Consider the following 14,846-nt stretch of genomic DNA (forward strand, 5'->3'; position numbering starts at 1 on the left):
GGCTTCAGAACGCCCGGCTGATGCTCAGCGCCACCACCGGCTGGCGCTTCTTCTGCACCAGAGGGCTGTTGCCGGCGTCGCCGCGCAGGCTGTTCAGGCCCAGGCGGGCGCTGAAGGTCCAGTCGCTGTCCACCGGCACCATGGCTTGGGCGAACACGCCCAGGCTGCTCAGACCGGCCTTGACCTGGTGCTGGCGCAACTGGGACGCGGCGGCCTGCACCGCGTTGACACCGAACAAGGCCTGACCCAGGCGCTTGTCCATGGCCTCGGCACTGACACCCACGGCCAGGGCCAGGCTGCGCGTGGCCAGCAGACCATAGCTGGCATCGAACTGCAGACTGTGGCCACCTTTGAGGTCCTTGGCGCCCTGGCGACCCTGCACCAAGGTGCCCAGGCGGGAGTTGCTGCTGATCTGCACGGTGAAGCGCTCCAGCTGCCATTCGGCCGCCAGACGCAGGGCGGCGGCGAACTTGACTTCGTCGAGCGCGGCCCAGCTTGCGGGCATGTCCTTGCGGCGGCGCCAGTGCGGGTCCAGCACCAGCGCGGCGCTGAGGTTCAGGCCCTCGGCCGGGCGCCAATCGGCGCCCACACCTTGCAAGGTGCTGGCAAAGAAATGCTCACCGAAGCGCGCCTCGATCAAGGGCGCGGCCAGCAGTTGCTGGCGATCGGCGCCCGGATAGCGCGGCAGGCTGATGGCTGCCACACCCCAGCGGGGACCGTGGGCGGGGCCACCGGAGGCCTGGCTGGGGGCTGCACCGGCCTGGGGCGCCTGGGCCGAAGCGGCGGAGCTGGCGGCCAGGGCCGCCGTGAAGAGGGCCGTCAAGGCCAGAGATTGCATCGGTTTCATCGTCGTGTCGTTCGCTCTACATCAAGGTCAAGAGGGCTGCGTCGCCCCGCGGGGCAGGCAGTTCGTCAAGGGCAATTCAGTGTCTGGCGCTGCGCATGAAGGCGACATGAAGCGCCTGGTGGCCCGGGGCGCGCATCGCACGCCAGGGCCCTCAAGGCATGCCGGCCATAGCCTCTTCGGTGCGTGGCCGCAGCGAGCCCGAACCCGGCATCCACAGCTGCAGCATCGGCTGGCCGGCATAGCTGACATCGCCCGAGCCATAGAGGCTGATCTGCAACTGCTCCAGCCGGCCCAGATCTGCATCGCCACTGCCGTAGGCGCGCAAGGTGGCACGCTGCCCCTGCAGCCCGGCCGCACGCACATCACCGCTGCCCGACATCACCCATTCCTGCTGCACGGCGCGCCCTGTGCCCACGCTCACCCCGCCCGAGGCGCGCAGGCGAGCCTCCAGCTGTTCGGCACGCAAGCTGGCCATCTGCACCTGGCCCGAAGCACTCAGATGCAGGCCCAGGCGCTGTGCATGCACCTGACCCAGGTTCAGATGGCCCGAGCCATGCACATTCAGGTCCAGCTGACCGGCCTCCAGCTGCTCGACCCGCAGGCTGCCTGAACCGCTCAGCACGAGCTTGAGTCGCCCAGCCTGCAGTCGGCCGATCTGCACCTGGCTGGAGCCGCGCAACTCAATGGACTGCAGCGATTCGCTCGTCAGCTGCAAACGCAGCTGCGGCCGCGCCTGCAAGCCCAGATCGCTGGCCACCGTGCCCAGGGTCGGCGCCATCAGGTGCAGCGTCTCGCCGTCCACCCAGGCCCGCACGCGGCCGGCCGGCAGCTCCAGACTGGCCGCGTCCGCCGCGGCCAGCAGCTGCAGATCCATGGCACCGTCGAGCTGCAGTTTGCTGAATGCGGGCAGGGCCTGGCGGACCAGGGCCGGCGCAGCGGCCTGGCTCGCAAGGCCCGCCGCCGACTCCCGCGCCCAGACGCACGGGCCCAGCACAAGCCCGAACATGCCAATCAGGAACAGCAGGCGCCACCGCCGCGCACGAACGGGCCGGCCCTTTGGGCGTCGATGCAATGCACTGGGACAGGGGAAGGATGGTGCGTTCATGCCGGACTCCTCGCTCATGGGAATGAATGGGCTGGGCAGTGTCCGGGCATGGCGATGAAGCTCCGGTGAACACCTATCGACCAGCAGCGCGGCAGCCAGGAAGCGAAGATGAAGCGTCGATGAAGAAGCCGACGCAGTCGGCGCCGAAAGTCACGGTCGCCCTCCTAGAATCCGCCGCCACCGGGGCTGGCTGACACACACCCTGTGCGGCGCAAACCTCTCGCTCCCTTTCCCTTTCCGCCATGGCCAACATCCTGCTTGTCGAAGACGATCTGCCCCTGGGTAACTCCCTGCAACGCGTGCTGACCGTGGCCGGCCACCATGTGGTGTGGCTGCGCAATGGCGGAGATGCCCGGCGCTTCCTGGGCGATATGGAGTTTTCACTGCTGCTGCTGGACATCGGCCTTCCCGACGAGCTGGGGCTGGATGTGCTGGCCTGGTTCCGCCAGCTCGGGCGCCAGACGCCAGTGATGCTGCTGACCGCCCGCGACAGCGTCGGTGAGCGCGTGCTGGGCCTGGACGCTGGCGCCGACGATTACCTGGGCAAGCCCTTCGCCATGGAGGAGCTGCTCTCGCGCGTGCGCGCCCTCCTGCGCCGCCACAGCGGCCAGGTCAGCAACACCTGGCAGCTGGGCCCCTTGAGCATCGACACCGCTCGCCGTCGCGTGCAGCTGAGCGGTCAGGAGGTGGCCTTGTCGGCCCGCGAGTACGACATCCTGCTGGCCCTGGCAGCCGAACCGGGCCGGGTGCTGACCCGTGCCCAGATCGAAGCGCGCCACCAGCTCAGCGACACCTTGGACAGCAATGCCACCGATGTGCATGTCTACAAGCTGCGCAAGAAGCTCGGCAACGAATGGATCGGCACCGTGCGCGGAGTGGGTTATGTACTGGATCTTCCCGGAGGCCAGGCATGAGCACCCCGGCCCACAAGATGCAGCCCGAAGGTGCCGCCGCAGCCCCCTACCCCTCACTGATCCAGCGCCTGATCGCCTGGCAGGCCCTGGCTCTGGTGCTGGCCTGGTTGGTGCTGGCCGGGATGCTGACCTGGCGCGGCGTGGCCTGGGGTGAAGCCGAGGTGCAGACGCGCATGCAGCGCATGGCCACGGTGCTGGCCAGTGCCGCCCTGAGCCCCGAACCCGAGCTGAAGCAACGCATGGACGCGACCGAGAGCGCTGTCATGGCCCTGCTCGGCCTCGACGAGGAGTTTGCCCAAGGACTGCGCTCGGCCTACCAGCTCTGGGATCGCGACGGCCGCCTGCTCTACCGCAGCGCCAATGCGCCCAGCAGCCGGCTGGACGCCCCACCGCCGCCCGGCCAAGCGCCGTTCTGGCAGGTGCAGCGCTCCGACCCGGGCCAAGGCATGGGCCGGGTGCTGCTGATTGCCGAGCCGCGCGAGATCGCCTTCAGCGCCGTGCTGCCGGTGCTGTGGCTGGTGCTGCAATCGCAGCTGGGCGTCTTCCTCTGGCACGGCCTGGTCATCTGGCTCAGCGTTCGCGTCGGTCTGCGCCCCTTGGCCCAGCTGGCCCAGCGCATCGCCAAACGGCGGGCGGGCGACACCGCGCCGGTGCAGGTGGACCGCCTGTATGCCGAGACCGCCCCGGTGCTGCGCGAACTCAACGAACTCTTGGCCCATGAAGCCCAGCGCCTGGACAAGGAGCGCCGCTTCCTGGCCGACGCCGCCCATGAATTGCGCACACCCCTGGCTGCCGTCAATGCACAGGCCCATCTGCTGCTCAGCGAGGAAGACGGCCAAGCCCGGCGCGAAGCGGCCGGCGCGCTCAAGCAAGGCATTGCCCGGGTCTCCCACCTCCTGGCCCAGCTGCTGACCCTGGCTCGGGCCGAAGCTGGCGCAAGCGCTCAGCCCGAGCAACGCAGCGAGCTCGACGCGGCCGACCTGCTGCGCGGCCGCGTGGCCCTGCTGGCCGGCCTGGCGCGACCGCGTGGCATCGAGCTGTCACTGACTGCGCCGGAGCAACTGCCCTTCCGCTTGGAGCGCGAAGGCTTTTGCTCCATTGTCGACAACCTGATCGACAACGCCATCCGCTACACCGCGCCGGGTGGCCGCGTCGAGATCAGCCTCAGCCTGCTGCCCGACCAGAGCCTGGAGTTCTGCGTGCGCGACAACGGCCGCGGCATCGCCCCCGATCAACGCGAGCGCGTGTTCGAGCGCTTCTACCGCGTGCCGGGCAGCAGCGAGCAGGGCACCGGCCTTGGCCTGGCCATCGTGCGGCGGATTGCCGATCGCGAGGGCGCAGAGCTGCGCTTTGTGGACGGCCTGGACCAGCGCGGCCTTGGGCTGTGCCTGCGCCTGCCGCCCGGCGCGGCGGCGACGGCCTGAACAGGCCCTAGCCCGGATGTTTCACGAGGTCGGCCCTGGCCGGTCTGCAGCACCGATGGGGCACGATGATCTCTCGCGTCGACCTGCGCTCCACTTTGGATCCTGGGCCTACGCGGGCTTGCGCGGCCCAGGCCTTGCCCCTAACGCCTCAACTCCTCGCCGATGCCACTGGGCATCGCCTGTGGCCGTCTCGGCGCCATTGGCTGCGACCTGGGCGCACGCAATTCCCGCGTCCCTCGTGAAATATCCGGGCTAGCTGCGCGGCGCCGCCTCCATGCAGCGAACAAACAGGCGCCGGTGCGCCAGCTGCTCGCTGCGCTCGCGATCCAGGCTGTAAACCGCCTCGACGATCTGCTGCACCTCGGCCGGCGGCCGCGACAGGCCGATGCCGCGCTGCGCGATCTGCGTGGCCTCGGCCAGGGATCTGCCCAGGGCCTTGTGCACCTCGGCCTGGGCGGCCAGATGCGAACGGCTGAAGCAGCGCTGGCTGTCAGACGACGCCAAGGTCGGCGCAAGAGTCGGCGCCGAAGGCAACACCTGACCCTGGGCTGCCAGGCATTGCTGCAGCTGGATCTGAGCCAGGCGGGCGGGATCGTGGCTGCTGGCCCAGGCATCGGCCAGCTCGCCGCGGCGTTGCTCGGCCTGTGGGTTGAGCGCGCCTTCGGTCAGATCGCGCCGCACCTCCTCGTCGCTGGCCTGCCCCAGCAGCTTGAAGCTCAGGCCGATCTGCAGATCGAGAGCCAGGCTCAGGCAGCGCCGGACCGGATTGAGCTGTTCCGACAGCGCCAGCTGCGGCCAGGCAGGCGGCGGTGGCTGCGAAGCACAGCCTTGCAAGGCCAGCGCCAGGGTCCCGAGCAGCAAGCTCAGCCCCTGCAGCGGCGCCAGGCCCGCATCCGCAGCGTATTGGCCGGCGCTGCGCAGGCGGCTCAGGTGTCCCTCGGTCATGGTCTTCCCTCTTGAATGGCGGGCCGGACGATTCACGCGCGGCCCGATGGACGAGCGGGCTCAGAAGCCCGGCAGCTCCTTCATCTCCACGGTCTTGTCGCTGAACTGGATGCGCTCAATGCTGCGCAAGACCAGGCGCGCGCCGTCCGGGCTGCCACTGAGCAGATGGGCGTCATGCTGACCCAGCGGCGGTGTCACCACAAAGCGGAAGGGCCCAAAGGCATTGACCCGGCTGAGCTTGGCCTGCTGGCTGGAAAAACCGAGCACCAGGGTGTCGCGCGCCAGCCCGCCATCGACCAGGGACAGCTTGTCGCTGGCGGTCTTGAGTTCGATCACATCATTCCCATTGCCGGCGTAGATCAGATTGACCGCCTGCGGCTTGCCCACGATGCGGTTGCCACCCTCGCCGCCATAAAAAGCCGCTTCGGCCTTGGCGGCATCGCTGCCCGAGCCAAACGCCGCCAGCTGGACGGTGGTGGGGGCATCCGTGCCGAGCGAGGCCGCACTGTGCTCCACCCGCAGGTCCACGAGTGCGGCGCCGGCATTGCCGCTGGTCTCCACCTTGACGAAGACAGAGCCATCACGCAAGGCCAGCAGAGGATAGGCGAGCTGACCCAGGCTGCCGATGCGATCGGGCTCATTCACACCCGCATAGAGCTGATAGCCAGCCTCGTCGTAGACGGTCAGATTGAATGACCAGTCATTGCTGCTGCTGAAGCGATAGAAGTTCCCCTTGCGCAAGACCACCCGGTACAGGCCCGCGCCCAGAACATCGGCGCGCTGCTCCCAACCATGGGCATTGGCCGGGGCCGGCTGGAACTGAGATGCGACCAAGGTCTTGGCTGCCTGTGCCGCGCTCTCGGTCAGACGCCACTCACTGTCGTAGGCCGTGGGCTTGGCAATATAGGGCGAATGGACCGCCAGAGCCGTTGATGAGGGCGGCGTGGTCGGCGTGGTCGGCGTGGTGGGTGTCGTCGGTGTCGTCGGTGTCGTCGGTGTCGTCGGCGTGGTCGGCGTGGTCGGTGTCGTCGGCGTGGTCGGCGTGGTCGGCGTGGTCGGTGTCGTCGGTGTGGTCGGTGTGGTCGGTGTGGTCGGTGTGGTCGGTGTGGTGGGTGTGGTGGGTGTGGTGGGTGTGGTGGGTGTCGTGGGTGTCGTGGGTGGCGCCGCGGTGGGGCTGTCTCCGCCGCCGCCACCGCAAGCGCTCAGCGCCCCAACCATCGTCAGGCAGGCCAGCGCCAGGCGCGAGCGGCTCTGGATCGAGGCCTGATCGTTCAACAACATCGTCATCTTCAAATCTCACTCCCTCGGTTCGTGATTGGATCTGTGGGGCCGGCGACTGGGCCCGGCGGGCGGTGCAGCCTTGCCCTGTGTTCAACGGCCCCCACGGCGCGCTGGCAGACAGCGGCCTTGCGGATGCGGGCGAGGACCGCACCGTCGTGTTTGTGAGTCAGGGCCGGTCCCAGCTCCAATCCAGGGGCAGCCAGCCTTGGCGGAACAGCTCCTGTTGTCGATGCCAGGCCGGGTCCTGCAGCTTGCAACGCCCGCCGTCTTCGGGCGCCCAGCTGCAACCCATGGGGGTGAGCGCGTTCTTCATGCGCTGGATCAGGGCCGCGTCCAGGGGCGCCTCGGGCGCCATGTCGGGGGCCAGCTGGCTCTTCAAGTGAATGAGCCGGCTCAGGGCCTGAGGCGCAGACCAGGAGGTCGTGGCATGGGGCACCGGCCCGAGATCCAGGCCATAGACAGAATCGGTGATCAGCGGTGGCGAGGCATTGACCTTGGGCGGAAAGCTGTCGTTCACCATGCCGGTGCTGATGAAGACATCGACCCAGCGCCGATCCTCCGCATTGGGCTCCAGCACTTCGGGCCGCTGTGCCCCGGTCACGCCATCGGCCGGCAGCTGCGCTGCGGCGGGATGAAACAAGCTCACGCGCACCCGGTTCGCCAGCGGCAAGGCCTCCAGGGGGTGACTGCCGGGCGACAACGCCACACCCGCGGCCTGAACACCCAGCACGCCGGGGCTCTCGAACAAGCTCGCATACAAGGGCCGGAAGGCCATGATCAAGCCCTGCGCCTCGCTGGCGCTGAGCGAACCGCCACAGGCCAGCGGTCCCCAGCTGTCCGGCAGGTTCGAGGTGTCCAGGCCGCCGGACAGATTGACGTAGTCGACCCCATGGCGCTGCATCACCGCACTCAGGCTTTGTGCCATGCGCTGCACGCCCTGCTCCAGCGCCGCCCAATCCTTGGCGCAGACGGCAGCACGGTGGGCACGCATCAGGGCCGTGATCGGGATCGGGTCCAACACCACAAAGCCCGCTTGCGGATTGGACTCGACCAGCTGAGCCAGCACCATATTGCCGTGCGGCACCCGATCGACCATGGCGAAGTCACGCGGCCCGCGCAACAAAGGCCGCAAGGCACTCAGCCAATCCGCCGGCACATATGTCGGCCGCTGCTGACCGCCGGCGTCGCGGTACTGAAACCCGTCGATGCCGCGCAGCAGCTCGGCACCCCAGCGAGGCGTGCTCTCGATCACCGGGTCATGGGCTTCCACCAGGCCGCTGCTTTCGCTGACGCGGTAATAGCCCAGCATGCGCGAGCGATAGCGCAGCGTGGCAGCGTGGCCGATGCCGCTGTCGACCAGCAAGATGGTCTGATCGGCGCGCAGCTTGGCAGGCAGCGCCTGTCCCTCGGAGAATCGGATCTTGCGCAGCGCTTCGCACCCACCCGTTTGGCTTTGCTGGCAATCCAAGGGCTCGATCCTGGCCTTCTGCTCGGCCACCCAGGCATCGACCTGCTGGCGCAGACGCGGCTTGTCGATGCCATCGGGCCCGGGCGCCGGCGCGGGACCGGGCGGCTGCACCGGCGGCGGCGCGGGGGGCGGCACCTCGCTTCCACCACCCGCACCACCTCCGCCGCCGCCGCAAGCCGCCAGGCAGGCACTGAACCCCCATGCCCAGAGCCCCGCGCTCCAGGGCCGGCGAGCGGCGGGCGCCAACCCCGGCACGGCGGCTTGGCTGTCAGATGTCAAGTTCCATGTCACGGCGGGCTCCTCTCACACCTCGTTCTGCATCTTCCTAACGCGCATCAGCAGCAGACAAGGCGCGGATGCAGGCGCTGCGCAGTCTAGGATGGTCGCTGTCATGGCCAGCCCATCGATGGCGTCGCCGGATCGCTGTTCGCCCGACTTTTGGGGGATGCCTGCGCCACGGTTCGCAGCCACGCCAGCCGAACGCTGAAGGACGCGCCAAAACGCTTGGGTCTGCAAGGCTGGCTCGTCCATGGCAGGATGCCGGCCTCGCCGCCCTGTTCACCTTCATCGCCCGCGCCACCTCGGCGGACGCCAGGTCGGCACGACACCCACCGAGGTGAGGATTCATCACCCATCAGCAAGGAGCAGCCCATGGCCCAGATGATCGAGTTCCAGCGCCCCGACGGCGCCCACAGCCCCGCCTACCTGGCCCTGGCCTCACGGCCCGATGCGCCGGGTTTGATCCTGTTGCAGGAATGGTGGGGGCTGAACGACAACATCCGCGCCACAGCCGACCGCTATGCGGCGGCCGGCTTTCACACCCTGGCGCCCGATCTCTACCGCGGCCGCCAGGCCAGCGATGCCGACGAGGCCAGCCACTTGATGAGTGGCCTGAGCTTTGCCGACGCCACCCACCAGGACCTGGCCGGCGCCCTGCGCCATCTGCACGAGCACTGCGGCAGCCCCAAGGTCGGGGTCAGCGGCTTTTGCATGGGCGGCGCGCTGACGGTGGCGGCCGCCGTGCATGTGAAGGGGCTGTCCGCAGCCAGCTGCTTCTACGGCATCCCGCCGGCGGATTTTGCGGCGCCGCAGGACGTGGCCATCCCCTTCCAGGGCCACTACGCCGACATCGATGACTGGTGCACGCCCGAAGCAGTGCGAGCCTTCGTGGCCCAGCTGCCGCCGGGCGCAGAAATCCACCACTACCCGGCCGCCCACGGCTTCTTCAACAGCAGCCGCGCCCATGTGTATGACGCGGCCTGTGCCGAGCAGGCCTGGCAGCGCACGCTGACTTTCCTGCGCGCGCGGCTGGGCTGAGACGCTCAGGCCTGGCGGCTCCGGCGACGGGCCTGCAGGCCGCGCCGGCCCAAGAGACCCAACAAACCCAGGCTCATCAAGACCACCGTGCCGGGCTCGGGCACCGGCGCCAGCTCCAGCTTGCCCAGCAGACCGTCACGCTCTTCGTCCGGGCCGGCGGTGAAGTAGAGCGCGTTGGCGTCGCCCAGGGCCACGCCGTTGCCAAAGGTCAGGCCCCAGATGCCGTCGATGCTGATCACCTCGCCCTGCGCATCGCGCAGATAGCCCAGCGATGCGCCGGTGTGCGCGTCATAGCCGGCGATGGTGCCGTCACCGAAGTTGGCCACCAGCAAGGCGCCGGCAAAGGCGCCAAAGCTCTGCGGCGCCATCGCCATGCCCCAGGGGGCGTTGAGCAGGCTGTGGTCAGAGAAATCCTGCAGCAAACGACCGTCGCGGTCGTAGGCGGCGATGCGGCCAAAGCCGGCGCCGGGGATCTCCTCGGTCGGCTCATCGATCTCGAAGGAGTTCTCGGCCCAGGCCACATAGACCCGGTCGCCCATCACCTGCACATTGAAGGGGTGGTAGCTGGCGGCCAGGCCCTCGGGCCGGGCAAAGCTGCCGGCGGCGGTGACGTCCTGCCATTGGTTGTCAAAGGTCTGGATGCGGCCGTTGGCAAAGTCAGCGGCGTAGAGGCGGTTGTCGGCCAGCTTCTGGCCCTGGGCATCCAGGCGCCAGGCATCGGTCGTCATGGCCACGCCGGTGTAGCCCGGTGCCACGCGCAGGCCTTGGGCGGCCGGCTGGATCAGGGAGTAATCCTTGACCACCACCGCCTCCAACATGCCGGGGTTGGTGCCGCTGCGCCAGGCATTGATGGTGCCATCCATGGTCACGAAGACGAACTTGGCCGAGCCTTCGATGACACCGGCGCTCTGGCCGTTGTTGTAGTTGACGGCCGGGCCGCCGACCTTGAATTCCAGCGGCTGGCCGGCCACATCGCTGGCAGCGTTGTAGACCTGACCGGTCACCTGGGCGACACCGTCACTGCCGGTGGAGAAGGGGTCGCGGTCACGCGCGCTGGTGACGATGGGCACGAGCTTGAGCCCGTCCTGATGCAGGGGCAGGCCGTTGACGTCGCCGATGTAGGTGGTGGTGGTGCCGGTGCCGGCATTGCTGGTCCAGATGTGGCCGCCAATGCCAGGCGGGCGCAAGGCAATGCCCCAGGGGTTGACCAGATCGGGGTCCACCAAGGCGGTGGGTTTGTACTTGTCGCTGTTGGCGACCAGATTGGTCTGCACAAAAGCATTCAGGCCCGAGCCAGAAGCTTGGGCCACGCCGCTGAGGGCGAAAGCGCCCAGGCAAGCCAGGGCAAGGCGGGACAGGGAGTGAGGCAGCATGATGGCGCGGGTCCGTCAGGGTTGGGCCGACAGGCTGGCTTGCACGCCAAGGAAAGGGGCTGGCTTGCCGTCGAAATTCAAAGTCAGGCGCCTGGAACGATCCCAGGCACAAGGAAGACATGCCCTCGGAACGCGTGGCACCGAGGGCTGCTACGGGGGCACCCGCAAGGGCACACCCGAGGCTTCAGACCACCGGCCCGGCGCTTGTAATGGCCGAGCCGGTGCTGAGGCGCTGCTCGCGCCATCGATCAGGCCTGCAGGCCCTTGCGGCGGCGAGCCACGAAGCCGACCAAACCCAGTCCGCCGAGCAGCAAGGCGTAGGTTTGCGGCTCCGGCACGGCCGTGATCTGCACCAGGCGGTCCACACCGCTGCTCGGGTGCTGCACATTGACGTAGGCCACATTCGGGTTGACTGTGTCGAAGTACAGACCGGTCGGCTCGGCGCCCACGGTGCTCAGGCTGGCCCACTTGCCCACGGCATCGGCCACACCGTCACCGTCGGCATCCTTGGCAAACCAGATGTCGGCCTTGCCACCGTCCTGGTCTTCGATGACGTAGATGTTGCCGTCGGCATCGATGGCCAGGTTGTCCGGGTTGCTCCAGGTGGCACCGACCTTCTGACCGGTGGCCATGTCGATGGTGTTGTTGTCAGCGAAGAGCTTGACCTCGTTGCTGTCCAGGTTCAGCGAGTAGACGCGGCCACGGCCGTTGCTGCTGCTGCCATCGTTGTCGGAGTCGGTGGTCGTGAAGTAGACGATCTGCTTGCCATTGGCCAGGGTGCGGATCTCCAGGTCTTCCGGACGGTTGTAGCCGGTGCCACGCACATTGGCATTGACCGCGGTGGCGCGGCCATCGATGGTGCCGTCGGCCAGCACGGTGGAGATACCAGCCAGGGCGCCGCCATTGGCGTTGGTGATGGCCACCCAGGAGGCGCCGCCGGTGATGGCGGAACCGTTGTTGCCTTCGAACTGGGCACCCGCACCGACCTTCAGCACAAAGGTCTGACCGGCTGCGAAGTAGTCATTGCCGTTGTTGGCATTGGGGTTGGCCGAGACGTACTTGAAGATCGAACCGCCATTGAGTTCGTCCACGAAGTACAGGTTGTTCTGCTGGTCGAAGGTCAGGCCTTCATGCGAGACACGCGGCAGGATGCTGCGCTGGATGAAGTTGCCGCCATTGGCCGTGGCCGTGGTGGCATTGGTCAGCTCGAACAGGCGGCCACGGGTGCTGCCGTTGCCCCAGGACTCTTCGGCCGTCAGATAGCTGCCCCAGGGCGTCCAGCGCGAAGCGTCACCGGCGACAAAACTCTGGGTGCCCGGCGCGACGATGGTCACGGTGCGAGTGGCGTAGTTGTTGTCCCACAGGTCCACGCGCTGCACGCCCGCGGTGTTGGTCTCGAAGGGCATGAAGAGGTAGCGGCCACGATCCGGACCGGTCTCGTTGGCGGTGATCATGTCCCAGGAGCCGGAGTTGCTGCCAGGCACCCGACCGTTCTGCGTGGCGCGGTCGGCCAGAATGGCCTGGCTGAAGTTGGTCGAAGAGAGCTTGAACGGGGCCGTCTCGGGCAAGGCGCCCGCGGCCACATTGCCGACCATGGGCGTGAAGTTGGAGAACTGGCTGAGTCCGGCGGACGCCGACTGGCTCAGAGCCAGCAAACCGAGGGCGGCAACAGCGGCCGACAGACGGGACAGAGTGAAGGACATGTGGGAATCTCCGGATTGGGACTTGCTTGAAGAACTGGCGATTGCTGTCTTGATTCAAGACCTGCAGCCGCCAGTGTCGGCAAGTGCCATGACCCGGCCATGACCCGCTTTCCCTCGATATATGCCGAATGGCTCATGCCCGCCGTCTGCGACGGGCCGGCGCTCAGGCGCCGCGTTTAGCGAGAATCGCCCGCGCCACGCGCGAGACCGGCGCTCTGGCCGTTGCTGTAGTTGACGGCCGGGCCGCTGACCTTGAATTCCAGCGGCTGGCCGGCCACATCGCTGGCGTCGTTGTAGAACTGACAGGTCACCTGGGCGACGCCGTAACTGCCGGTGGCGAAGGGGTCGAGGTCACGCGCGCTGGTGACGATGGGCACGAACTTGAGCCCGTCCTGATCGGCCTTGCCACCATCCCGGTCGTCGATGACGCAGCCGCCTTCAGCGCTTCTTCTCGCTAGCCTCTTGCTCGGCTACCAGTGCCTGGAAGGCCGGGAGCTGCCGCAACTGCGGATGCCGGGCCTTGATGATCACGATCAGGTTGCCGGCCAGACGGGTATTGCCCTGCTTCACACTGATCGCCAGCGCGGCCATCACGGCAGCCGGGTCGCTGGTGAGCGCCGGATTGAGTTCGTAGGCCTGCTCCAGCATGGTCTCGGCCTGTGCAAAGTCGCCAAGATTGACATGCGCCAGCATCAGCGCCTTGTAGTGGTCGTAGCGATCGCTGCTGGCCGGGCCGCGCAGCGCGGCCTGCAGGGCCTGGATTGCGAGCCGGTCCTCGCCGCTGGCCAGCAGGGCGAAGCCGTGCAGGGCCTGCGCTTCGGCGTCGTCCGGGTTCTGGCGGGTCAGGCTGGCCAGAGTCCGGAGCAACTCGGCCCAGCGCGCGGGCTCCTTGTCGGCATCGGTCTGCCAGTAGGTCAGCCACAGGCGGGCCAGACGGTGCTCACGGGCATACGCCTTGCCGCCCTCCGGCAGCGCGTCCAGCTGGGCCCGGGCGCCCGCGTGGTCGCCATTGAGCATCTGCACCTGGGCCAGTCGAATCTCGTAGATCCCACTGCCCTTGCAGCGGGCGCCTTCGGCCTGCCAACGCTTCAGCAGGGCCGGATAGCCGTTGTCCGCAGCCCGGGCCGCCCGGGCCTGGGCCACGATTTCAGCGGACAGCTGCTGGTAGACCCGATCGCAGGCCTGGGGCGTCTCCGCCCGAACAGCGCCAGCCAAGCACAGACCGGCCACGGCGGCCAGCACTCCGGCGCGCGCGCGCAGCTTCAAACTCATGGATTCTCCCCCAGATGATTGTTATCGCCCCGGCGCGCCGATGCGAACGCAGGGGGCTGGCGAGTGTAGCTCGGGCTGGGCCGCTCAGCCCTGGCGTTTGGCCAGCAGCGCCCGCGCCACGCGCGACACCGGCGGCCGCCCCAGCACGCCGGAGATGAAGGCGCCGGCGTCGACCAGGCGGTCCAGATCGATGCCGGTGTCAATGCCCAGACCATTCAGCATGAAGACCACATCCTCGCTGGCCACATTGCCGGTGGCGCCCTTGGCATAGGGGCAGCCGCCCAGGCCGGCGACGCTGGTGTCGAAGTGATGCACGCCCAGCTCCAGGCAGGCGTAGATATTGGCCAGGGCCTGGCCGTAGGTGTCGTGGAAATGACCACTGACCTCCACCAGCGGGTAATGCTTGAGCGCCCGCTCCATCGCAGCCTGCACCTTGCGCGGCGTGCCCACACCGATGGTGTCGGCCACGCCCAGGTGATCGACACCAATGCCCTTCATCAGCTGCACCACGCGCTCCACCTGATCGGCGCTGATGTCCCCCTCGTAAGGGCAGCCCATGGCGCAGGACAAGGCGCCGCGCACCTTGATGCCGGCCGCATGCGCGGCCTCCACCACGGGCACGAAACGCTCGATGCTCTCGGCGATGCTGCAGTTGATGTTCTTTTGGCTGAAGGCCTCAGACGCCGCTGCAAACACCACGATCTCGTCCGGCCGGGTCGCCAGGGCCGACTCAAAGCCCTTGAGATTGGGCGTCAGCACGGAATAGCGCACGCCGGGCTGGCGGTCGATGGCCGCCATCACCGCTGTGTTGTCCGCCATCTGCGGCACCCACTTCGGCGACACAAAGCTGGTGACCTCGATCTCCTTCAGGCCCGCCGCCTGCAGCAGGGCCACCAGCTGCGCTTTGTCCTCGGTGGACACCGCCTGTTTTTCGTTCTGCAGGCCATCGCGAGGACCGACATCGACGAGGGTGACGTGGGTAGGTAGCTTGCTCATTCAAAACTCCTCATTGCTGGGAAAGACTGCAGTCGGCATAAAGCGGACGTCTGCTGTATGGTTCGTTCTCGCTGCGGTGACTCGGCCCGCCGCCGGGCTCATGGTTCGCGGGTCGGCTCTGCGCGCCGACTCCCCTCGGTGCTCACTGCGCGGCTCAGCGGCGCCAAACTCCCTCCGTTCGCTGCGCTCACTGTGGTCAAA

At 67.9% G+C, this 14,846-nt stretch carries 12 protein-coding genes and 2 pseudogenes; 3 read left to right on the forward strand and 11 right to left on the reverse strand.

Translation table 11 applies throughout. The annotated features are described in order from the left end of the window. Nucleotides 1–4: 4 nt before the first annotated feature. The gene (locus AC1Q6P_RS08330; RefSeq protein WP_171828351.1) at nucleotides 5–847 is read right to left on the reverse strand and encodes a MipA/OmpV family protein; all 843 of its coding nucleotides are present in this window, start codon (nucleotides 845–847) and stop codon (nucleotides 5–7) included. Nucleotides 848–998: 151 nt separating this feature from the next. Continuing rightward, a complete protein-coding gene (locus AC1Q6P_RS08335) occupies nucleotides 999–1,853 on the reverse strand; it encodes a GIN domain-containing protein (RefSeq protein ID WP_492663106.1) in 855 nt (284 codons plus the stop codon). Between the two features lie 341 nt (nucleotides 1,854–2,194). Between AC1Q6P_RS08335 and AC1Q6P_RS08340 the strand changes: the two genes are divergently transcribed. Beyond that, on the forward strand, nucleotides 2,195–2,866 hold the full coding sequence (locus tag AC1Q6P_RS08340; protein ID WP_171828353.1) for a response regulator transcription factor: 672 nt from the start codon (nucleotides 2,195–2,197) through the stop codon (nucleotides 2,864–2,866). After that, nucleotides 2,863–4,290: an ATP-binding protein gene (locus AC1Q6P_RS08345; protein ID WP_171828354.1), complete on the forward strand. Its 1,428-nt coding sequence runs from the start codon at nucleotides 2,863–2,865 to the stop codon at nucleotides 4,288–4,290. The genes AC1Q6P_RS08340 and AC1Q6P_RS08345 overlap by 4 nt, the downstream gene beginning before the upstream one ends. A 252-nt stretch (nucleotides 4,291–4,542) precedes the next feature. Here AC1Q6P_RS08345 and AC1Q6P_RS08350 read toward each other — a convergent pair whose 3' ends face one another. The 3 genes from AC1Q6P_RS08350 to AC1Q6P_RS08360 form a co-directional block, all read right to left on the reverse strand. Continuing rightward, the gene (locus tag AC1Q6P_RS08350; RefSeq protein ID WP_171828355.1) at nucleotides 4,543–5,235 is read right to left on the reverse strand and encodes a hypothetical protein; all 693 of its coding nucleotides are present in this window, start codon (nucleotides 5,233–5,235) and stop codon (nucleotides 4,543–4,545) included. Between the two features lie 60 nt (nucleotides 5,236–5,295). Then, nucleotides 5,296–6,516 carry a hypothetical protein gene (locus tag AC1Q6P_RS08355; RefSeq protein ID WP_492663105.1) on the reverse strand — a complete coding sequence of 407 codons (1,221 nt, stop codon included), beginning with the start codon at nucleotides 6,514–6,516 and terminating at the stop codon, nucleotides 5,296–5,298. 166 nt (nucleotides 6,517–6,682) lie between these two features. Then, a complete protein-coding gene (locus AC1Q6P_RS08360; RefSeq protein WP_492663104.1) occupies nucleotides 6,683–8,119 on the reverse strand; it encodes a hypothetical protein in 1,437 nt (478 codons plus the stop codon). Between the two features lie 516 nt (nucleotides 8,120–8,635). Here AC1Q6P_RS08360 and AC1Q6P_RS08365 point away from each other — a divergent pair. Next, the gene (locus AC1Q6P_RS08365; protein WP_492663103.1) at nucleotides 8,636–9,301 is read left to right on the forward strand and encodes a dienelactone hydrolase family protein; all 666 of its coding nucleotides are present in this window, start codon (nucleotides 8,636–8,638) and stop codon (nucleotides 9,299–9,301) included. Nucleotides 9,302–9,306: 5 nt separating this feature from the next. Here AC1Q6P_RS08365 and AC1Q6P_RS08370 read toward each other — a convergent pair whose 3' ends face one another. The 6 genes and pseudogenes from AC1Q6P_RS08370 to AC1Q6P_RS08395 all read right to left on the reverse strand — a co-directional run bounded on the left by AC1Q6P_RS08370 (nucleotide 9,307) and on the right by AC1Q6P_RS08395 (nucleotide 14,645). After that, nucleotides 9,307–10,674 carry a TIGR03118 family protein gene (locus tag AC1Q6P_RS08370; RefSeq protein WP_492663102.1) on the reverse strand — a complete coding sequence of 456 codons (1,368 nt, stop codon included), beginning with the start codon at nucleotides 10,672–10,674 and terminating at the stop codon, nucleotides 9,307–9,309. A gap of 248 nt (nucleotides 10,675–10,922) precedes the next feature. Then, nucleotides 10,923–11,027 (reverse strand): annotated as a pseudogene (locus AC1Q6P_RS08375) (FxDxF family PEP-CTERM protein); the annotation flags it as partial. Between the two features lie 33 nt (nucleotides 11,028–11,060). Then, nucleotides 11,061–12,377: pseudogene (locus tag AC1Q6P_RS08380) on the reverse strand (alkaline phosphatase PhoX); the annotation flags it as partial. Nucleotides 12,378–12,553: 176 nt separating this feature from the next. After that, nucleotides 12,554–12,754: a hypothetical protein gene (locus AC1Q6P_RS08385; protein WP_492663101.1), complete on the reverse strand. Its 201-nt coding sequence runs from the start codon at nucleotides 12,752–12,754 to the stop codon at nucleotides 12,554–12,556. Between the two features lie 61 nt (nucleotides 12,755–12,815). After that, nucleotides 12,816–13,649, reverse strand: a complete 834-nt coding sequence (locus AC1Q6P_RS08390) for a hypothetical protein (RefSeq protein WP_492663100.1) — start codon at nucleotides 13,647–13,649, stop codon at nucleotides 12,816–12,818. A gap of 84 nt (nucleotides 13,650–13,733) precedes the next feature. Next, entirely contained in the window at nucleotides 13,734–14,645 is a 912-nt protein-coding gene (locus AC1Q6P_RS08395; RefSeq protein WP_492663099.1) for a hydroxymethylglutaryl-CoA lyase, read from the reverse strand. Nucleotides 14,646–14,846 lie beyond the last annotated feature (201 nt).

The sequence above is a fragment of the Roseateles sp. GW835-FHT13E02 genome, from assembly GCF_058794035.1.

What these genes read in the sequence shown, in the direction of transcription:
- AC1Q6P_RS08330 (WP_171828351.1), bottom strand. Translation starts at nt 847, where the DNA reads ATGAAACCGATGCAATCTCTGGCCTTGACGGCCCTCTTCACGGCGGCC.
- AC1Q6P_RS08335 (WP_492663106.1), bottom strand. Translation starts at nt 1,853, where the DNA reads ATGTTCGGGCTTGTGCTGGGCCCGTGCGTCTGGGCGCGGGAGTCGGCG.
- AC1Q6P_RS08340 (WP_171828353.1), top strand. Translation starts at nt 2,195, where the DNA reads ATGGCCAACATCCTGCTTGTCGAAGACGATCTGCCCCTGGGTAACTCC.
- AC1Q6P_RS08345 (WP_171828354.1), top strand. Translation starts at nt 2,863, where the DNA reads ATGAGCACCCCGGCCCACAAGATGCAGCCCGAAGGTGCCGCCGCAGCC.
- AC1Q6P_RS08350 (WP_171828355.1), bottom strand. Translation starts at nt 5,235, where the DNA reads ATGACCGAGGGACACCTGAGCCGCCTGCGCAGCGCCGGCCAATACGCT.
- AC1Q6P_RS08355 (WP_492663105.1), bottom strand. Translation starts at nt 6,516, where the DNA reads ATGTTGTTGAACGATCAGGCCTCGATCCAGAGCCGCTCGCGCCTGGCG.
- AC1Q6P_RS08365 (WP_492663103.1), top strand. Translation starts at nt 8,636, where the DNA reads ATGGCCCAGATGATCGAGTTCCAGCGCCCCGACGGCGCCCACAGCCCC.
- AC1Q6P_RS08370 (WP_492663102.1), bottom strand. Translation starts at nt 10,674, where the DNA reads ATGCTGCCTCACTCCCTGTCCCGCCTTGCCCTGGCTTGCCTGGGCGCT.
- AC1Q6P_RS08390 (WP_492663100.1), bottom strand. Translation starts at nt 13,649, where the DNA reads ATGAGTTTGAAGCTGCGCGCGCGCGCCGGAGTGCTGGCCGCCGTGGCC.
- AC1Q6P_RS08395 (WP_492663099.1), bottom strand. Translation starts at nt 14,645, where the DNA reads ATGAGCAAGCTACCTACCCACGTCACCCTCGTCGATGTCGGTCCTCGC.